Annotated in this window: 17 protein-coding genes and 1 tRNA gene; 13 read left to right on the forward strand and 5 right to left on the reverse strand. The window is 69.5% G+C overall.

Features of this window, described 5'->3' with window-relative positions; all coding sequences use genetic code 11:
- On the forward strand, positions 1–1,194 hold a 1,194-nt coding region (locus RM609_RS22565; RefSeq protein WP_311613333.1), incomplete at its 5' end, for a globin domain-containing protein.
- A 34-nt stretch (positions 1,195–1,228) separates the two neighbouring features.
- Here RM609_RS22565 and RM609_RS22570 read toward each other — a convergent pair.
- The 5 genes from RM609_RS22570 to RM609_RS22590 all read right to left on the reverse strand — a co-directional run bounded on the left by RM609_RS22570 (position 1,229) and on the right by RM609_RS22590 (position 5,336).
- The gene (locus tag RM609_RS22570; protein ID WP_311613334.1) at positions 1,229–1,726 is read right to left on the reverse strand and encodes an NUDIX hydrolase; all 498 of its coding nucleotides are present in this window, start codon (positions 1,724–1,726) and stop codon (positions 1,229–1,231) included.
- Between the two features lie 41 nt (positions 1,727–1,767).
- A complete protein-coding gene (locus RM609_RS22575; RefSeq protein WP_311613335.1) occupies positions 1,768–2,664 on the reverse strand; it encodes a LysR family transcriptional regulator in 897 nt (298 codons plus the stop codon).
- A 93-nt stretch (positions 2,665–2,757) separates the two neighbouring features.
- Entirely contained in the window at positions 2,758–4,176 is a 1,419-nt protein-coding gene (locus RM609_RS22580) for a tyrosine-type recombinase/integrase (protein ID WP_311613336.1), read from the reverse strand.
- The gene (locus tag RM609_RS22585; RefSeq protein WP_311613337.1) at positions 4,146–4,661 is read right to left on the reverse strand and encodes an ImmA/IrrE family metallo-endopeptidase; all 516 of its coding nucleotides are present in this window, start codon (positions 4,659–4,661) and stop codon (positions 4,146–4,148) included. The genes RM609_RS22580 and RM609_RS22585 overlap by 31 nt, the downstream gene beginning before the upstream one ends.
- A gap of 126 nt (positions 4,662–4,787) precedes the next feature.
- The gene (locus RM609_RS22590; protein ID WP_311613338.1) at positions 4,788–5,336 is read right to left on the reverse strand and encodes a helix-turn-helix domain-containing protein; all 549 of its coding nucleotides are present in this window, start codon (positions 5,334–5,336) and stop codon (positions 4,788–4,790) included.
- Positions 5,337–5,562: 226 nt separating this feature from the next.
- Between RM609_RS22590 and RM609_RS22595 the strand changes: the two genes are divergently transcribed.
- From RM609_RS22595 to RM609_RS22645, 12 genes are all read left to right on the forward strand, one after another.
- Positions 5,563–5,880 carry a helix-turn-helix transcriptional regulator gene (locus tag RM609_RS22595; protein ID WP_311613339.1) on the forward strand — a complete coding sequence of 106 codons (318 nt, stop codon included), beginning with the start codon at positions 5,563–5,565 and terminating at the stop codon, positions 5,878–5,880.
- 115 nt (positions 5,881–5,995) lie between these two features.
- Positions 5,996–6,889, forward strand: coding sequence for a YqaJ viral recombinase family nuclease (locus tag RM609_RS22600; RefSeq protein WP_311613340.1), 894 nt, complete (start codon positions 5,996–5,998; stop codon positions 6,887–6,889).
- Positions 6,886–7,299 carry a hypothetical protein gene (locus RM609_RS22605; protein ID WP_311613341.1) on the forward strand — a complete coding sequence of 138 codons (414 nt, stop codon included), beginning with the start codon at positions 6,886–6,888 and terminating at the stop codon, positions 7,297–7,299. Before RM609_RS22600 ends, RM609_RS22605 begins: the two co-directional genes overlap by 4 nt.
- A gap of 67 nt (positions 7,300–7,366) precedes the next feature.
- Entirely contained in the window at positions 7,367–8,341 is a 975-nt protein-coding gene (locus RM609_RS22610) for an RAD23 family protein (RefSeq protein ID WP_311613342.1), read from the forward strand.
- Positions 8,338–8,745, forward strand: coding sequence for a hypothetical protein (locus RM609_RS22615; protein ID WP_311613343.1), 408 nt, complete (start codon positions 8,338–8,340; stop codon positions 8,743–8,745). The genes RM609_RS22610 and RM609_RS22615 overlap by 4 nt, the downstream gene beginning before the upstream one ends.
- Before the next feature lie 220 nt (positions 8,746–8,965).
- Complete coding sequence (locus RM609_RS34545) at positions 8,966–9,265, forward strand: WhiB family transcriptional regulator (RefSeq protein ID WP_369016246.1); 300 nt, start codon at positions 8,966–8,968, stop codon at positions 9,263–9,265.
- Complete coding sequence (locus RM609_RS22620) at positions 9,262–9,456, forward strand: hypothetical protein (protein ID WP_311613344.1); 195 nt, start codon at positions 9,262–9,264, stop codon at positions 9,454–9,456. Before RM609_RS34545 ends, RM609_RS22620 begins: the two co-directional genes overlap by 4 nt.
- A 27-nt stretch (positions 9,457–9,483) precedes the next feature.
- The gene (locus RM609_RS22625) at positions 9,484–10,116 is read left to right on the forward strand and encodes a hypothetical protein (RefSeq protein ID WP_311613345.1); all 633 of its coding nucleotides are present in this window, start codon (positions 9,484–9,486) and stop codon (positions 10,114–10,116) included.
- Between the two features lie 156 nt (positions 10,117–10,272).
- Positions 10,273–10,467, forward strand: a complete 195-nt coding sequence (locus RM609_RS22630; RefSeq protein ID WP_311613346.1) for a helix-turn-helix domain-containing protein — start codon at positions 10,273–10,275, stop codon at positions 10,465–10,467.
- Positions 10,468–10,490: 23 nt separating this feature from the next.
- The gene (locus RM609_RS22635) at positions 10,491–11,399 is read left to right on the forward strand and encodes a class I SAM-dependent methyltransferase (RefSeq protein WP_311613347.1); all 909 of its coding nucleotides are present in this window, start codon (positions 10,491–10,493) and stop codon (positions 11,397–11,399) included.
- A gap of 183 nt (positions 11,400–11,582) precedes the next feature.
- Positions 11,583–11,680, forward strand: a tRNA-OTHER gene (locus RM609_RS22640).
- Between the two features lie 620 nt (positions 11,681–12,300).
- Positions 12,301–12,729, forward strand: coding sequence for a phage terminase small subunit (locus RM609_RS22645; protein ID WP_311613348.1), 429 nt, complete (start codon positions 12,301–12,303; stop codon positions 12,727–12,729).
- Positions 12,730–12,737: the final 8 nt, after the last annotated feature.

Here is a 12,737-nt window from a genome sequence, read left to right on the forward strand (position 1 = left end):
CCGCCCCAACCCCCCGCCGCCCCCGCCACGCATCCCGGGAACGCCCCCTCGCCCGGCGGCACACCGTCCCCCGACGCCCTGCTGATCCGTCGCACGCTCGCCGAGATCGAGCCCATCGCCGACAAGGTCACCTCGTACTTCTACGCCCTGCTCTTCGTCCGCCGGCCGGAGCTGCGCGCCCTCTTCCCCGCCGCCATGGACACCCAGCGCGACCGGCTGTTCAAAGCGCTGCTCACCGCCGCGCGCCACGCCGACGACACCGCGATCCTCACCACATACCTGTCCCAACTCGGCCGGGGGCACCGGAAGTACGGCACCGCCCCCACCCACTACCCCGCCGTGGGGGAGTGCCTGATCGACGCGCTCGCCCGCCATGCCTCCCGGACCTGGAACGACGCCGCGCAGGCCGCGTGGGTGCGGGTCTACACCGCCATCTCCCAGATCATGATCGACGCGGCCGCCGAGGACGAGCGGAGCTCCCCGCCCTGGTGGCAGGCCGAGATCGTCGGCCATGAGCCGCGCACCTCGGACGTCGCCATCGTGACCGTACGGCCCGACCAGCCCTATCCCTTTCTCGCCGGCCAGTACGCGAGCGTGGAGACGCCCTGGTGGCCGCGCGTGTGGCGGCACTACTCCTTCTCCTGTGCCCCGCGCGAGGACGGCCTGCTCTCCTTCCACATCAAGGCCGTACCGGCCGGCTGGGTCTCCGGTGCCCTGGTCCACCGCGCCCGTCCGGGCGACGTCATCCGGCTCGGCCCTCCGGCCGGCTCGATGACCGTCGACCACGGCAGCGACAACGGACTGCTGTGTCTCGGCGGCGGTACCGGAATCGCTCCGATCAAGGCATTGGTCGAGGATGTCGCCAGGCATGGGCGAAGTCGTCCCGTCGAGGTCTTCTACGGTGCCCGTCATGATGATGACCTCTACGACATAGACACCATGCTGCGACTACAGAAGTCGCACCGCTGGCTCTCCGTGCGTCCAGTGATCTCCGACGGCCCCACACTCGGCCTGAGCGGGCAACTCCCCCAGGTCGTCCGTAAGTACGGCCCCTGGAACGCCTACGACGCCTACCTCTCCGGGCCGCCCGGAATGGTCCGCAGTGGGGTGGACACCCTGGTCGGCATAGGGGTCCCGGCGCACCGGATCCGCCATGACTCGCTAGACGAGCTGATGGCCTCGGCGGCGGGCTGAGGAAGCGCCGACCGGGGCCGTATCAGGGGGAGTATCAGGCCAGGTCGTGCGCGAGCAGGGCCTGTACGCCCTCGATGTTCGCGCGCAGGAACACCCGGAGGGAGGGCGGCACGACCTCCACCGAGTCGATGCCCGCCCGGGTGAAGGGGACGCGTACCACCTCGTACGTCCCGCACGGTTCGTCGACCTCGGGGCCGTGCCGTCGGGACAGGTCCATCGAGGCCAGCCGGCAGACGAAGAAGTGCTGCACCTTCACACCGTGGGCGGCGTGGTGGAGGGAGTGGGAGACGGTGTCGACGAAGGCGGGGACCACATCGACGACCTTGGCGCCGAGCTCCTCGTCCACCTCGCGGTGGAGGGCTGCGACGACAGTGCTGTCCTCGGGCTCGACCCCGCCGCCGGGGGTGATCCAGTACGGCGCCTGGCCGGGCTTGGTGCGTTTGATCAGGACGAGCCGGAGCGCCTCGGAGCCGGGTTCGCCGTCGAGCAGGATGGCGCGGGCGGTGCGCTTGACCACGGGCCGTTCGGTCATAGGGGACATCTGCCGCGCGAGCCCCCTGGTGAAACCCCTTCTCACCAGGAAACGGCAGCGCGCAGCAGCCACTCGTGCGCCCGCGCGAGATGGGGATGCGCCAGCGTGCCGGCCCTGACGACCAGGAAATAGGTGCGCAGCGGTGGTATCGGCGGATCCAGGAGCGCCACGATCTCGCCGGTGTCCAGGGCCTCTCCGCACAGATAGCGCGGCAATACGCCGATGCCGGCCCCCGCGGCGACGCAGGAGAGCACCGCGCGCAGGTCGGGGACGATGACGGTGCCGGTGGCCAGCGGTTTGGAGTCGAAGACGGCCGACCAGTAGCGGGAGACGAAGGGCAGGCTCTCGTGGACCTCGACCACGGGCAGGTGTTCCAGGGCCTGGAGGCCCTTGTCGCGGACGACGGCCGGGCCGCCGAGCCGGGCCGCCCAGCGCGGGGCGGCGACGAGGACGTGTTCCTCGTCGCAGAGCGGTGTGGTGGTCAGCAGTCGGCCGCGTGGCCGGGAGGTGGCGATGGCGAGGTCGTGGTGCCCATCGGCCAGGCCCTCGAAGAGCTCCTCGGCCATGCCGTGGGTGGCACGTACGGTCAGGCCCCGGCCGATCAGGGGGACGAGCGCGGGCAGGGCGCGCAGGGAGGTGAACTCGGGAGGGCCGGCGAGGTGGAGGGTGCGGCTGGCCCACTGGTCGTCGAGGTCGGCCTCGGCTATCTCCAGCAGTGCGTCGACATGCGGGGCGATCTTGTGGGCGAGTTCGTCGCCGATGGCGGTGGGACGGACCCCACGCGCCTGGCGGAGGAAGAGCGGCCGGCCCAGTTGTCGCTCCAGCGTCCGGATCTGGCTGGTGACGGCGGGCTGGGAGAGGCCGAGGAGCGCGGCGGCCCGGGTGAAGGAGCCGGCCCTGTGCACCATGACGAATGTGCGCAAAAGGGCCAGATCCATGTCGTCTCCCTGAGATGCCGCCACCGATCGTGAAGGAACTATAAATAAGTCGATAGGGCTGTGCCGCTAGGGTGATTGGACACTGACGCAGAGTCAACTAGCCTGGGTCGCGCGGTTCTTCGCGCGTGGAGCCGTGGCGGCTCGAGCCAAGAGGGGGGAGACTCGAGCCGTGGACCCTACCCGTACCGTCTGACCTGCGGGTTTGTGGTGCGGGTAGGGCTTCCAGATGTGCTCTGGGGAGAATCTGGGGAGTTTCAGCGCCGGGGGAGCAGTGGGCGGCACGGGCGGGACGTAGCCCATCATGCGGTCGACGGCGTCAGCCCCCTTCTTACCGGACTGCGGCATGAAGTGCGCGTAGTGCTCGAACGTGATCGTGGGCGTCTCGTGGCCGAGCCAGTGAGACAGCGTGACGATGTCCTCGCCGCCCTGGAGCACGGTGGAGGCGTACGTGTGGCGGGTGACGTGGAAGCCGTACTTGCGCGGCATCTTGAACGTCCCGCGCCGCGCTCCCGGGAGCGGAGCGGGGATCACGCCGGCTTTGACGAGGGCGGGTTTCCAGGTCCGGATGTTCCAGGTGTTGAAGTTGTTCGCCGCACCGTGGACCGTGGTCATCACCAACGCGTGGGCCTGCGTCTCCTCCGCCGTCGACTCGCCCCACGGAAGCTCCACCACGACGGGCGGAAACTTCGCCATGTGGTCAAGCACCTCCGCTTCGACCGAGGGAGCCATGGGTACAACGCGGGTCTTGTTCCCCTTGGGGAGCTTGTAGAAGATCCGGTTGTTGATCATCTGCACCTGTCGGCGCACATGGATCACATGCCGTTCGAAGTCGAAGTCACCTTCCGCGAGCCCGAACACCTCACCCTGCCGCAGGCCGCACCCGGTGCCGAGCACGACTGACAGGCGGTGGCGGGGGGAGATGGCTGCTAGGACACGCCGGACGACCGCTGCCGCCCACGCTTCCCGCTGCTCCTTGATCTTCTTCGACGGGAAGACGACTGACTTGGACCGGGTGGGGTTCTTCGCGAGCCGCTTGTCGTCCACCGCAACGTCGAGAATGTTGCGGAGGGTAGAACAGATGCTGTGCGCATAGGTGTTGGCGAGCTTGGCCTTCTTCTCCAACTGGACGATGAACTTGCGCACGGCCGCGGCATCGATGTTAATCAGCGGCAGGTGCCCGAGGAAGTTGTGTATGTGGTTGAGCTGGTGGCGGATGTTCCGCTCGCTCTTCTCCGTGCCGCCCTTCCCCTCCAACCACACGGTGGTGATGTATTCGGAGAGGGTGATCAGGCCGTCGCGCGGGTCGGCGAAGGTGCCGCGGCTTACGTCCGTCTGAGAGCTGGAGAGCCACGTCTTAGCGTCGCTCTCCAGCGCGAACGAACAGTCCGCGACACCGGGTATGCCGGCGACCCGGTAGCGCTTGCCTTTGCCGTAGCGGCTGGTCCGCCGACGCTTGCCGGTGACCGGGTCTTTCTTCTTGGTCAGCCAGCGATCCTCAATGTATCCGGGCATTCAAGGTCGTTTCTGTAAAGGCGGAGCCGCACACGGAGCATGTGTTCCGTGACTTGCAACTCCTGCGCCGCTTCTTCGTGGGAATGCGCCCAGCGCATCGCGGCCTCAAGGGCGGCGGTGGAGATCAGCCGGCGGGCCGCGGCCTCGTCGGCGCGGCTCTCCTGTCGACGTCCCCATGTGCGGGCGGTCGGGTGCTCAATCACGCGGCAGTCGACGTCTCCGCGCTGGGCGTGCTCCAGCTCGTGGGCGAGCGCGCAACGCTCCTGGACTGCCGTAAGGCCATTGGAGAGGATGATTAGGCGTCGGGACGGGACCCACCATGCCCATGAGTCGGCAAGCGTCGCGTACCGAACATGCAAGCCGAGTTCCTGCGCCCGCTCCAGTGGAGCGTAGGGCTTACCGGAAGCCTCCGGCACTCGGGCGCACACAGGGTCGATCAGCGAGAGCCGCGTGGTGCGGTCTTTCCGATCGAAGGCATGGTTCATCGCTTCGTCCCCCCAATTCAAGCTGAGTAGCAGTCACCAGATGATGAAACGTACACACAAGTATGTGCAAGTGGCATTCATAGTGGTATTCGCTTGAAACGGGGTATCCCGGCGGGGACGAAGTCGTTACAGGTTTTCCTGATCAAACCGGCGGATGGTCTCGTCCACCACGCGACGGTCGCTCTCGGGCCCCCCGTCACCTGCGGGTGAGTGGGCGACTGCTTCGAAGTGATCCTGGGTCAGCCTCGGTCGTCCCGACCGGGCTTGAACGGTGGATGCAAACAGCCTTTGCGTGGCTGCCTCGAAATCAGCCAGGGCGTGCGCCGGGGCCCCGTTCTGCTGACAGGCCATTTGGAACTTGAGAGCGCCGTACATGGCCGTGGTCAACTCGTCCAGCTTCGGCTCCACTTCCACGACCGTGACCGCTGGGGCTGAAGCCGGGGCGGCCTGGCCGGAAAGGATGTCGTCGATGCAGCTGGGTGCCCAGTTCAGGGCGACCGCGATATTCGTCAGCGTGTACGGGCGGCGGCCTTTCGGGGCCACGCCCTTCTCGGCGTTCTTCACGCTGCCCACGGACACGCCGGCCCGGTGGGCGAGCTGCAGCTGACTCAGGCCCTTGCGTTCCCGTTCCTGCCGCAGGGCGGTGCCGAGCCGCTGCCAGCGCTCTTCTGACACGTTCACGATCCTTGCCCCGTCGTTGGCTGCTGGGTTGCCTGCTCATAGTCAAGGTACGTCCCCCCTTTCTTGATCTGCAACGCGCTGGAACGCGGTGCAACGCCATGGAACGACATGAGACCAACGATGTCAATCGAATGGCATTTACGCTTGTTTCGTTGTCCCTCGTTGTCTAAGTTGATGGCACGGGGGCAACAAGATGCCCCGCTGAACCCAGGGGGGTTTTGTGATCACTGGTGCCGTCATCGGCTCATCCGCGGCCCAGAGGGACGTCATCCGGCCTGCCGTCCTGCGCACCGCGCAGGCCGCCGCTTACCTTGGCGTTGCTGTCCCCACGCTGCGCACCTGGCGCCACCGCCGCCGCGGACCCAAGTCCTTCCGCATGGAAGGCCACGTGGTCTACCGGCTTGCCGAGCTGGACGCCTACCTGAACGCCTGCGAGGCCGCCGACTCCCGGTCGAACCCGGAGCTGGACCCCATCAACCAGGCGCGGCCGAAGCGTGACCGGTCCGGCCGCCGCGTGGGTGAGCGGTGGGCGGCATGAGTGCCTGGATCATCATCGGAGCCCTGATCGTCGGCGGGGCGACCGTGACGTGGCTCATGCACACGGAGGGCCTGCACGGCCGTCGACGCGGCCGACACCGCGGGGGTGACGCCCGATGACCACACCTCGCATCCCCGCCGCCCGTTTCCTCGGCGCCCTCGTACCCGGAACGGCTGAGTGGGACCGCGCCCGGTCGGGCCTCGTCATCACGGCTACCGAAGTCGCCGCCGTCATGGGGCTATCGCCCTGGCAGACACCTTCTTCCCTGTGGCACCGGAAGGCCGGAACCGCACCGCGAAGGAAGACCGCACCCACGGCCGCCATGAAGTGGGGCATCCGCCTGGAGCCAGTGATCGCGGAGGTCTTCGCGGAAGCCCACCCGGACCTCGCCGTCCACACCACGGGCACGTGGGCCTCCAGGACAAGGGGATGGCAGCGCGCCACCCCAGACCGCATCATCACTCCTGCCGATGGTGGGCCGGCGGCCCTGCTGGAGATCAAGACCAGCCGCGATGCCGAGGACTGGGGGGCGGGGGTGCCCTCCTATTACCGCTGTCAGGTCTTGTGGCAGCTCGACACCCTCGGCCTCGACCGGGGTCACGTGGCGGTCCTGGTAGGAGGTCAGGACTACCGGGAGTACACCGTCACCTACGACGCCACCGAGGCGGAGGAGATGCGGGAGACGGCAGCCGAATTCCTGCGCAGCATCGCCGCGGGCGAGCCGCCGTCGGACGAGTCCCTGGCCGTGTCCCCCAGTGACCGGCACCTGCCGGACCCGGTGGGCAATGTCGACATCGAACCGGACCTCGCCGAGGCGTACCGCTCGGCGGTCCTTGCCTCCCACCGCGCCGCCGCCCGGAAGACGGACATCGCCGCCACCGTCCTAGCGGCGATGGGCGATGCCCGCCACTGCCGCTCGGCTGGACAGACCGTCGCCACCCGGTCGGTGCGTCCCGACGGCACCACCCGTTCTCTCATCCCCAACCGCACCTACATGAAGGCATCATGACCAGCTCGACGCAGGCCGCCGCCGTTCACACCGTTCGGGACGACGCCGCGATTACGGCCGGGAAAGCCGCCGGCGCAGTGCAGCTTGACCAGTTCCGTGCCGAGCGACGCGCCAACCGCATGCTCGCCCGCATCCGCGCGGCGGCCGGACGCGATCAACTCTCCCTGGTGCAGGCGCTCATCTGCGACCACGGCCTGACGGTCGGGGAGTTCTCCGCGAACGACTTCCGCCTTCAGCTTCCGGACCTGCCCCACGGACTTCTCGGCGCCGCGGTGCGCGGACTGGCCGCGTCCGGCGCGATCACCGCCACCGGCCGGACGGTGCCGAGCACGTCGCCAGCCACGCACGGCCACCGCATCAGCGTCTACCGCGTCACCGCAGCGCCAGGGGAGACAGCGCCCGCGGCGTGAACACGCCCGTCCAGCGACTGGGCTGGGCCGCGTGCAGTCAGTCAGTACCAGGGGAGGGAAAAGAATCATGTGGGCGCGGCTGGACGATGGCTTCCACTCACACCCCAAGATCATCCGGGCGGGCAACGCTGCTGCCGGTCTGCTCGTGCGAGTGATCTCGTATGCCGGGCAGCACCTGACGGACGGCGTGGTCCCGGGGGCGGTCGTGCGTGAGTACGGCACCGCGGTTCAGGTCCGGAAGCTGTCCGCCGTCGGGCTGCTGCATGCCGCAGGGCACGACTGCACACGCTGCCCACAGCCGGACGCCGGCGACTACCTCGTCCACGACTTCCTCGACTCCAACCCCTCCCGGTCCCGCGTCAATGCCGATCGTGAGCGGGCCGCGGAGCGCCAGCGACAAGTGCGGGCGGCGAAGACCGCCGTGGCTCCGGACGCGAACAGTCCGCGATCTGCAACCGGATCCCGCCCGAAGCGCCCGCGAAACGACCCTGATTCGGCCCCCCATTTTCCCGCGGAACCGCAGGTCAAAGCGGTACGTCACGCCGGACGCCTCGCGGGCGCGCACGTAGACCCGACCCGTCCCGACCCGAGTTCTATCCCTGACGGGATAGAACAGTCCCCCCTTCACCCCCCGCAGCGGACAGGGACCGGACCGGAAGCCGCCGGCGTCCCCGCCTTCGCGCAGGCCCTTGCCGACCAGCTCACCGCGGCCGGATGTCACGTCGGGTGGCGGACCGACGGCGCCGACCGCGAGGCACTCCACCGGCACCTCGACCGCATCCCCACCGATCGGCTCGTGGACGCCGCACGCCGCGCGTGGAACCCGCACAACCCGCCGAGGACCATCCGCTACCTGCTGAAGGTCTGGGATGCCCTCCCCGACACCCCCGCGGACGCACCCGCCGCACCTTTGCCAGGCCCCTTCGTGGAACGGCACCAAGCAGCTAGCGACGACCAGTTCGCCCGCGCCATGGAACGCGCCCGCGCCCGCATGGCTGCCGAAGGCGCCACCGAGACCAACGCACAGAAAGCCCTGCTGTGACACCTGAAGAAACGGTTGCCCTGACCCGGTACGTCCGCGCCATCTGCCCCGGCCAGCGATTTGACGAGTACACCCCCGACGCCTGGCACGACGTCCTCGCCCCCTACAGCCTCGCCGATGCCCGCGGCGCCGTCATCGCCCTCGTGGACAGCGGCAAAGCCTTCGTGGCCGTCGGGGAGATCACGGCCAAGGTGCGCGAGCTGCGCGCCGGCCGGTCCCGCCACATCCACGGCCCCGGGCAGCCCCCGGAGGTTCCTGACGCGGACCCCGACGACGTCGCCGCCTACCTACTTGCCGTCCGTGCCCAGCGCATCCGAGCCGCCGACCCCACCGCCCGCCGCCGCCCCCTGGCCGAACTCCTCGCCGCCACCGGCCGACACGTCACCAAGGAACTCCGCCCCTGACCGCCGCAACACCATCCGCTTTCGCCCCCCACCTCTCCAACCCCGACCGCCCCAGTGCCTTCACCAAGGCCACCAACAGCCACAACAGCCCCTCTCGCCGCACGACACGACGTGCCCGCCCTCTTCCCGCCGGGCATCCGCGAACGTCTCCCACGGGCCCGTCCGGCCGTTCGAAGCGTCTCGCCCGCCCCTACCTGCCGACCGACCCGAAAGCGCCCACGTGTCCCTGATCCAGATCACCCCACCGCCCTACGTCCCCCGCAGCGACGAATACCGCGTCCCCTGCACAGACGCACCCGAACACTTCTTCCCCCCGGACCGACAGGAGCAGCCGGACGAAACGACGGCGCGCGTGGCCGCCGCCCAGGCCATTTGCTTCCGCTGCGCCATCCGCATCACCTGTGCCACCTGGGCCCGAGATCACCGAGAGTGGGGAATCTGGGGCGGGCGCACCGAGGCGGAGCAGAACTACCGACCCACCACCCGCCGACTCACCACCCGCACGAGAGCCGCCGCATGAACCGGGACACCGCGACCACCATCACTGACGAACGCCTGGACGACCTTTACGAGCGGCTCGCCACCGCCGCCCACATCGCCGACACCCTCCTGACCGCCACCCGCCGACACGGGGACATCGTGATGGCGCTCCGCGCCCTCTGCGTCGGCGACATCACCCCCGAAGACGCCATAGCCCAGTCCGCCGGCTGACCCCGTCCGCAGCGAGGAGAAGCGCCAATGACGCACACCGACCGCCCCACCTGCACCGTCTGCACCCGCCCCTTGTGGGACGCCGAGCGGCACCGGTACGCCTGCCGTCCCTGCGAACGACGGATCGCAGATCACCTTGACCAGCTCCCGGACCTGATACACGACCTGCATGGTCTGCTCGCCCCCGGTTCCGGCCGCGCACTCGACGGCCCCCGCACCCGCGCCAGCAGCGAACCCCAGGCGCCGATCCGCCTCCACATCCTCGACCGCATCGCCGCCGCCACGGCCACACTCGACAGCTGGCTCGCCGACTGGCACGACCACCTCGAATGGACACCCCCGACGTACCGTGCAGACCCGTTCACCGAGGCCGCCACCGCACTGCGCGCCAACCTCCCCTGGGCCGTCGAACAGCACGCTGCCGTGGACGATTTCGCCCGGGAGATCGCCGAGTTGCACAGCGACGCAACGGGCCTCCTCGACCCAGCCCGGCGCGCCCGCCGTATCGGCCACTGCCCCGCCCCCGCGGCCGACGACCCCACGCAGGCGTGCGGCGCCGTCCTGCGCTACGTCCCCGGAGCCACCACAGTCACGTGCCGGTGGTGCCGAACGGTCTGGGACGCCATCGACCTGGGCGTCGCCCTGGCCCTAGCTGTCTGACCAGCACGGGTGTTTGGGGTTTCCCTCCGGCCGTGTCACACTCAATCGCAGCACCCCCCGTATGTCCGCATACCGGTGCGAAAGCCAGAAAGCCCCTTCGGCCCCTCCCCCCCGGGCCGGAGGGGCTTTCGCGTATCGAGGCGGTGGCAGACGCACGTGTCCCCAACTACCCCCGTCATCTGCGACACCGTCGCCGCCGCCACCTACGTCAAGGTCACACCCGCAACAGTCCGGCAGTGGATACGCCGCGGCCACATCCAGCGAACTGGATACGACACCGCCGGCCGGGCCCTGGTCGACCTTCGCGACGTCCGCGCCTACCTCACCCAGCGGAGCACCACGGCAGCGTGAGCGCCCGCACGAAAGGTCGCGCTGTGTCCCAACTGGCCCTGATAGACGCCGCACCGGTGACCACCGGGCGCGGCCTGCCGGGCATACAGCCCTTCTCCGTCCTCCGGACAGACCTAGGCCCATGGCGTGACCGCCGTCGCGCCTGGGAAGACCTCGGTCTCCACAGCCGACGGGGGCGCGAGCACGTCACCACCTACAAGACGGCGGACGCCTTCGGCCGGAAGATGGCAGCGGTCAACGCTGGGCTCTCCACCTTCGACCCGGTCCTCGCCGAAGCCTCCTACTCCTGGTACTGCCCGGAAGGCGGGCGGGTCCTTGACCCCTTCGCCGGCGGCTCCGTGCGCGGCCTCGTCGCTGCCAACGGCGGTTACCAGTACACCGGTGTCGACCTGTCCCCCTTCCAGGTCGACGCCAACGAGGAAGCCGCCGCCGACTGGCGCGCCCGTGACCTACTCGCCGCCGAACCCCGTTGGATTCACGGCGACGCACTCGAAGAACTCCCCGCCCTCCCGGCGGGACACGCGGACTACGTCTTCACCTGCCCGCCGTATCACGACCTGGAGCGGTACAGCGATCACCCGGCGGACCTGTCCGCCATGAGGTGGCGCGAGTTCGCCGCGGCGTACAGCGCGATCATCGCGGAGACCGTCCGATGCCTGGCGCCGGACCGATTCGCCACCTGGGTCGTGGGGGAGGTCCGCGGCAGCACCGGATACCTGCGCGGCCTGGTCCCGCTCACCATCGCCGCCCACGACGCCGCAGGCGCCCGCCTGTATAACGACGCCATCCTCGTCAACACGCTCGGCACCGTCCCCATGCGGCTTGGCGCCCAGTGGCGCGCGTCCCGCAAGCACGGCCGCCACCACCAATACGTTCTGACCTTCGTCAAGGGCGACCCCCGGAAGGCCACGGCCGCACTCGCGTCCCTGTAACCCCGCCGCCGCCCCCACGTGGGGATGGCCAGGTCCCGCCATGGAAGTCCCCTGCCCGGGGGCGAGTCGGTTCGACTCCGGCCGGGATCACCAGGAGTCCGCACCGCCCACTAGTAACCGGTCCTCGGCCCGCCGTCGAGGACGAGCCGAACGGGGTCGCAAGCCCGTGCGGACTCCCCACACGCCCGCCTGACCCAAGGGAGAGGTGCGCGGCCACTGCGCGGCCACTGCGCTGCGGTTATGCCGCAGAGATCCCGGTTCGAACCCGGGGGCGGGCACCACCTTCACCGTCACTGACCTGCCCGGAGGTGACGGCCCCTGCCCTGGAACACCAGCAACCGGGCCGCCCGCCTGCCGGGGAACTGGTCGGTGATCCGCACCCGCGTTCTCACCCGCGACCCGGTGTGCCGCATCTGCGGCGTCCGTCCCTCGACGCAGGTCGACCACATCAAGGCCATGACCGACGACCACCGTGACCGGGCTCTACAGGGCGTTTGTGGCCCCTGCCACGCCCAGAAGAGCGCGGCAGAGGGTGCCGCCGGCCGCGCACGTCGGCCCGGCCGGCGCCGCCCCGACGACCCCCACCCCGGCCGACTGGGGTAACTCTGTGTGACTACCCCTGGGGGGTGGCCCCCCTCCCCGGTTCCGACCCAGGGCGATGGGCAATGCACTTGTCTGTCTGTACGGGTTTCCGAGCCCGTGAACCGGGGTCCTTCGACTCGTTGCCCGTGCATCACGCACCCCGCCGTTACTCGGAGTGGTCTGCCGAGGTCGTGAGGCAACGCGCGGGAACCGCCCGCCCGAGACGAGTAACCCGCCACCACAGCGGCCGACAGGGGCGTCCGGCGGGCGGTCTCCCGCTCCCTTTCACCAGCACACAGCAGTACCCGGAGGTGATCGTGTGGGTGCCCGCGGACCTGTACCGAAGCGTTCCGCAGAGCGGCGCCGGCGCAATAAGGACGGCGCTGAACTGGTACACGCCACGTCCGCTCCCGGTCTGGTCGAGTGGCCCGACCCTGACGCGAGTTGGCACGCCATCGCCTGTGACTGGTACCGCAGCCTGGCCGCCTCGGGGCAGGCCCAGTTCTACGAGCCGTCCGACGTGGCCACCGCCCGTTACGTCGCCGAGGCCATGAGCCGCAACCTTGCGGCCGGACAGCGGTTCTCCGCGCAGCTCTTCGCCGCTGTCTCCTCCGCCATGACGGAACTCCTCACCACAGAGGGCGCCCGCCGTCGGGTTCGGATCGAGCTGGAGCGGGCCCCGGCCGAACAGGAGACTCCGGCCGGCGTAACCGCCATCGCGGCCTATCGGGCCGCCCTCGGCGCCTGACGAAGGGG

Source organism: Streptomyces hesseae (genome assembly GCF_031845785.1).
Lineage (GTDB): Bacteria > Actinomycetota > Actinomycetes > Streptomycetales > Streptomycetaceae > Streptomyces > Streptomyces hesseae.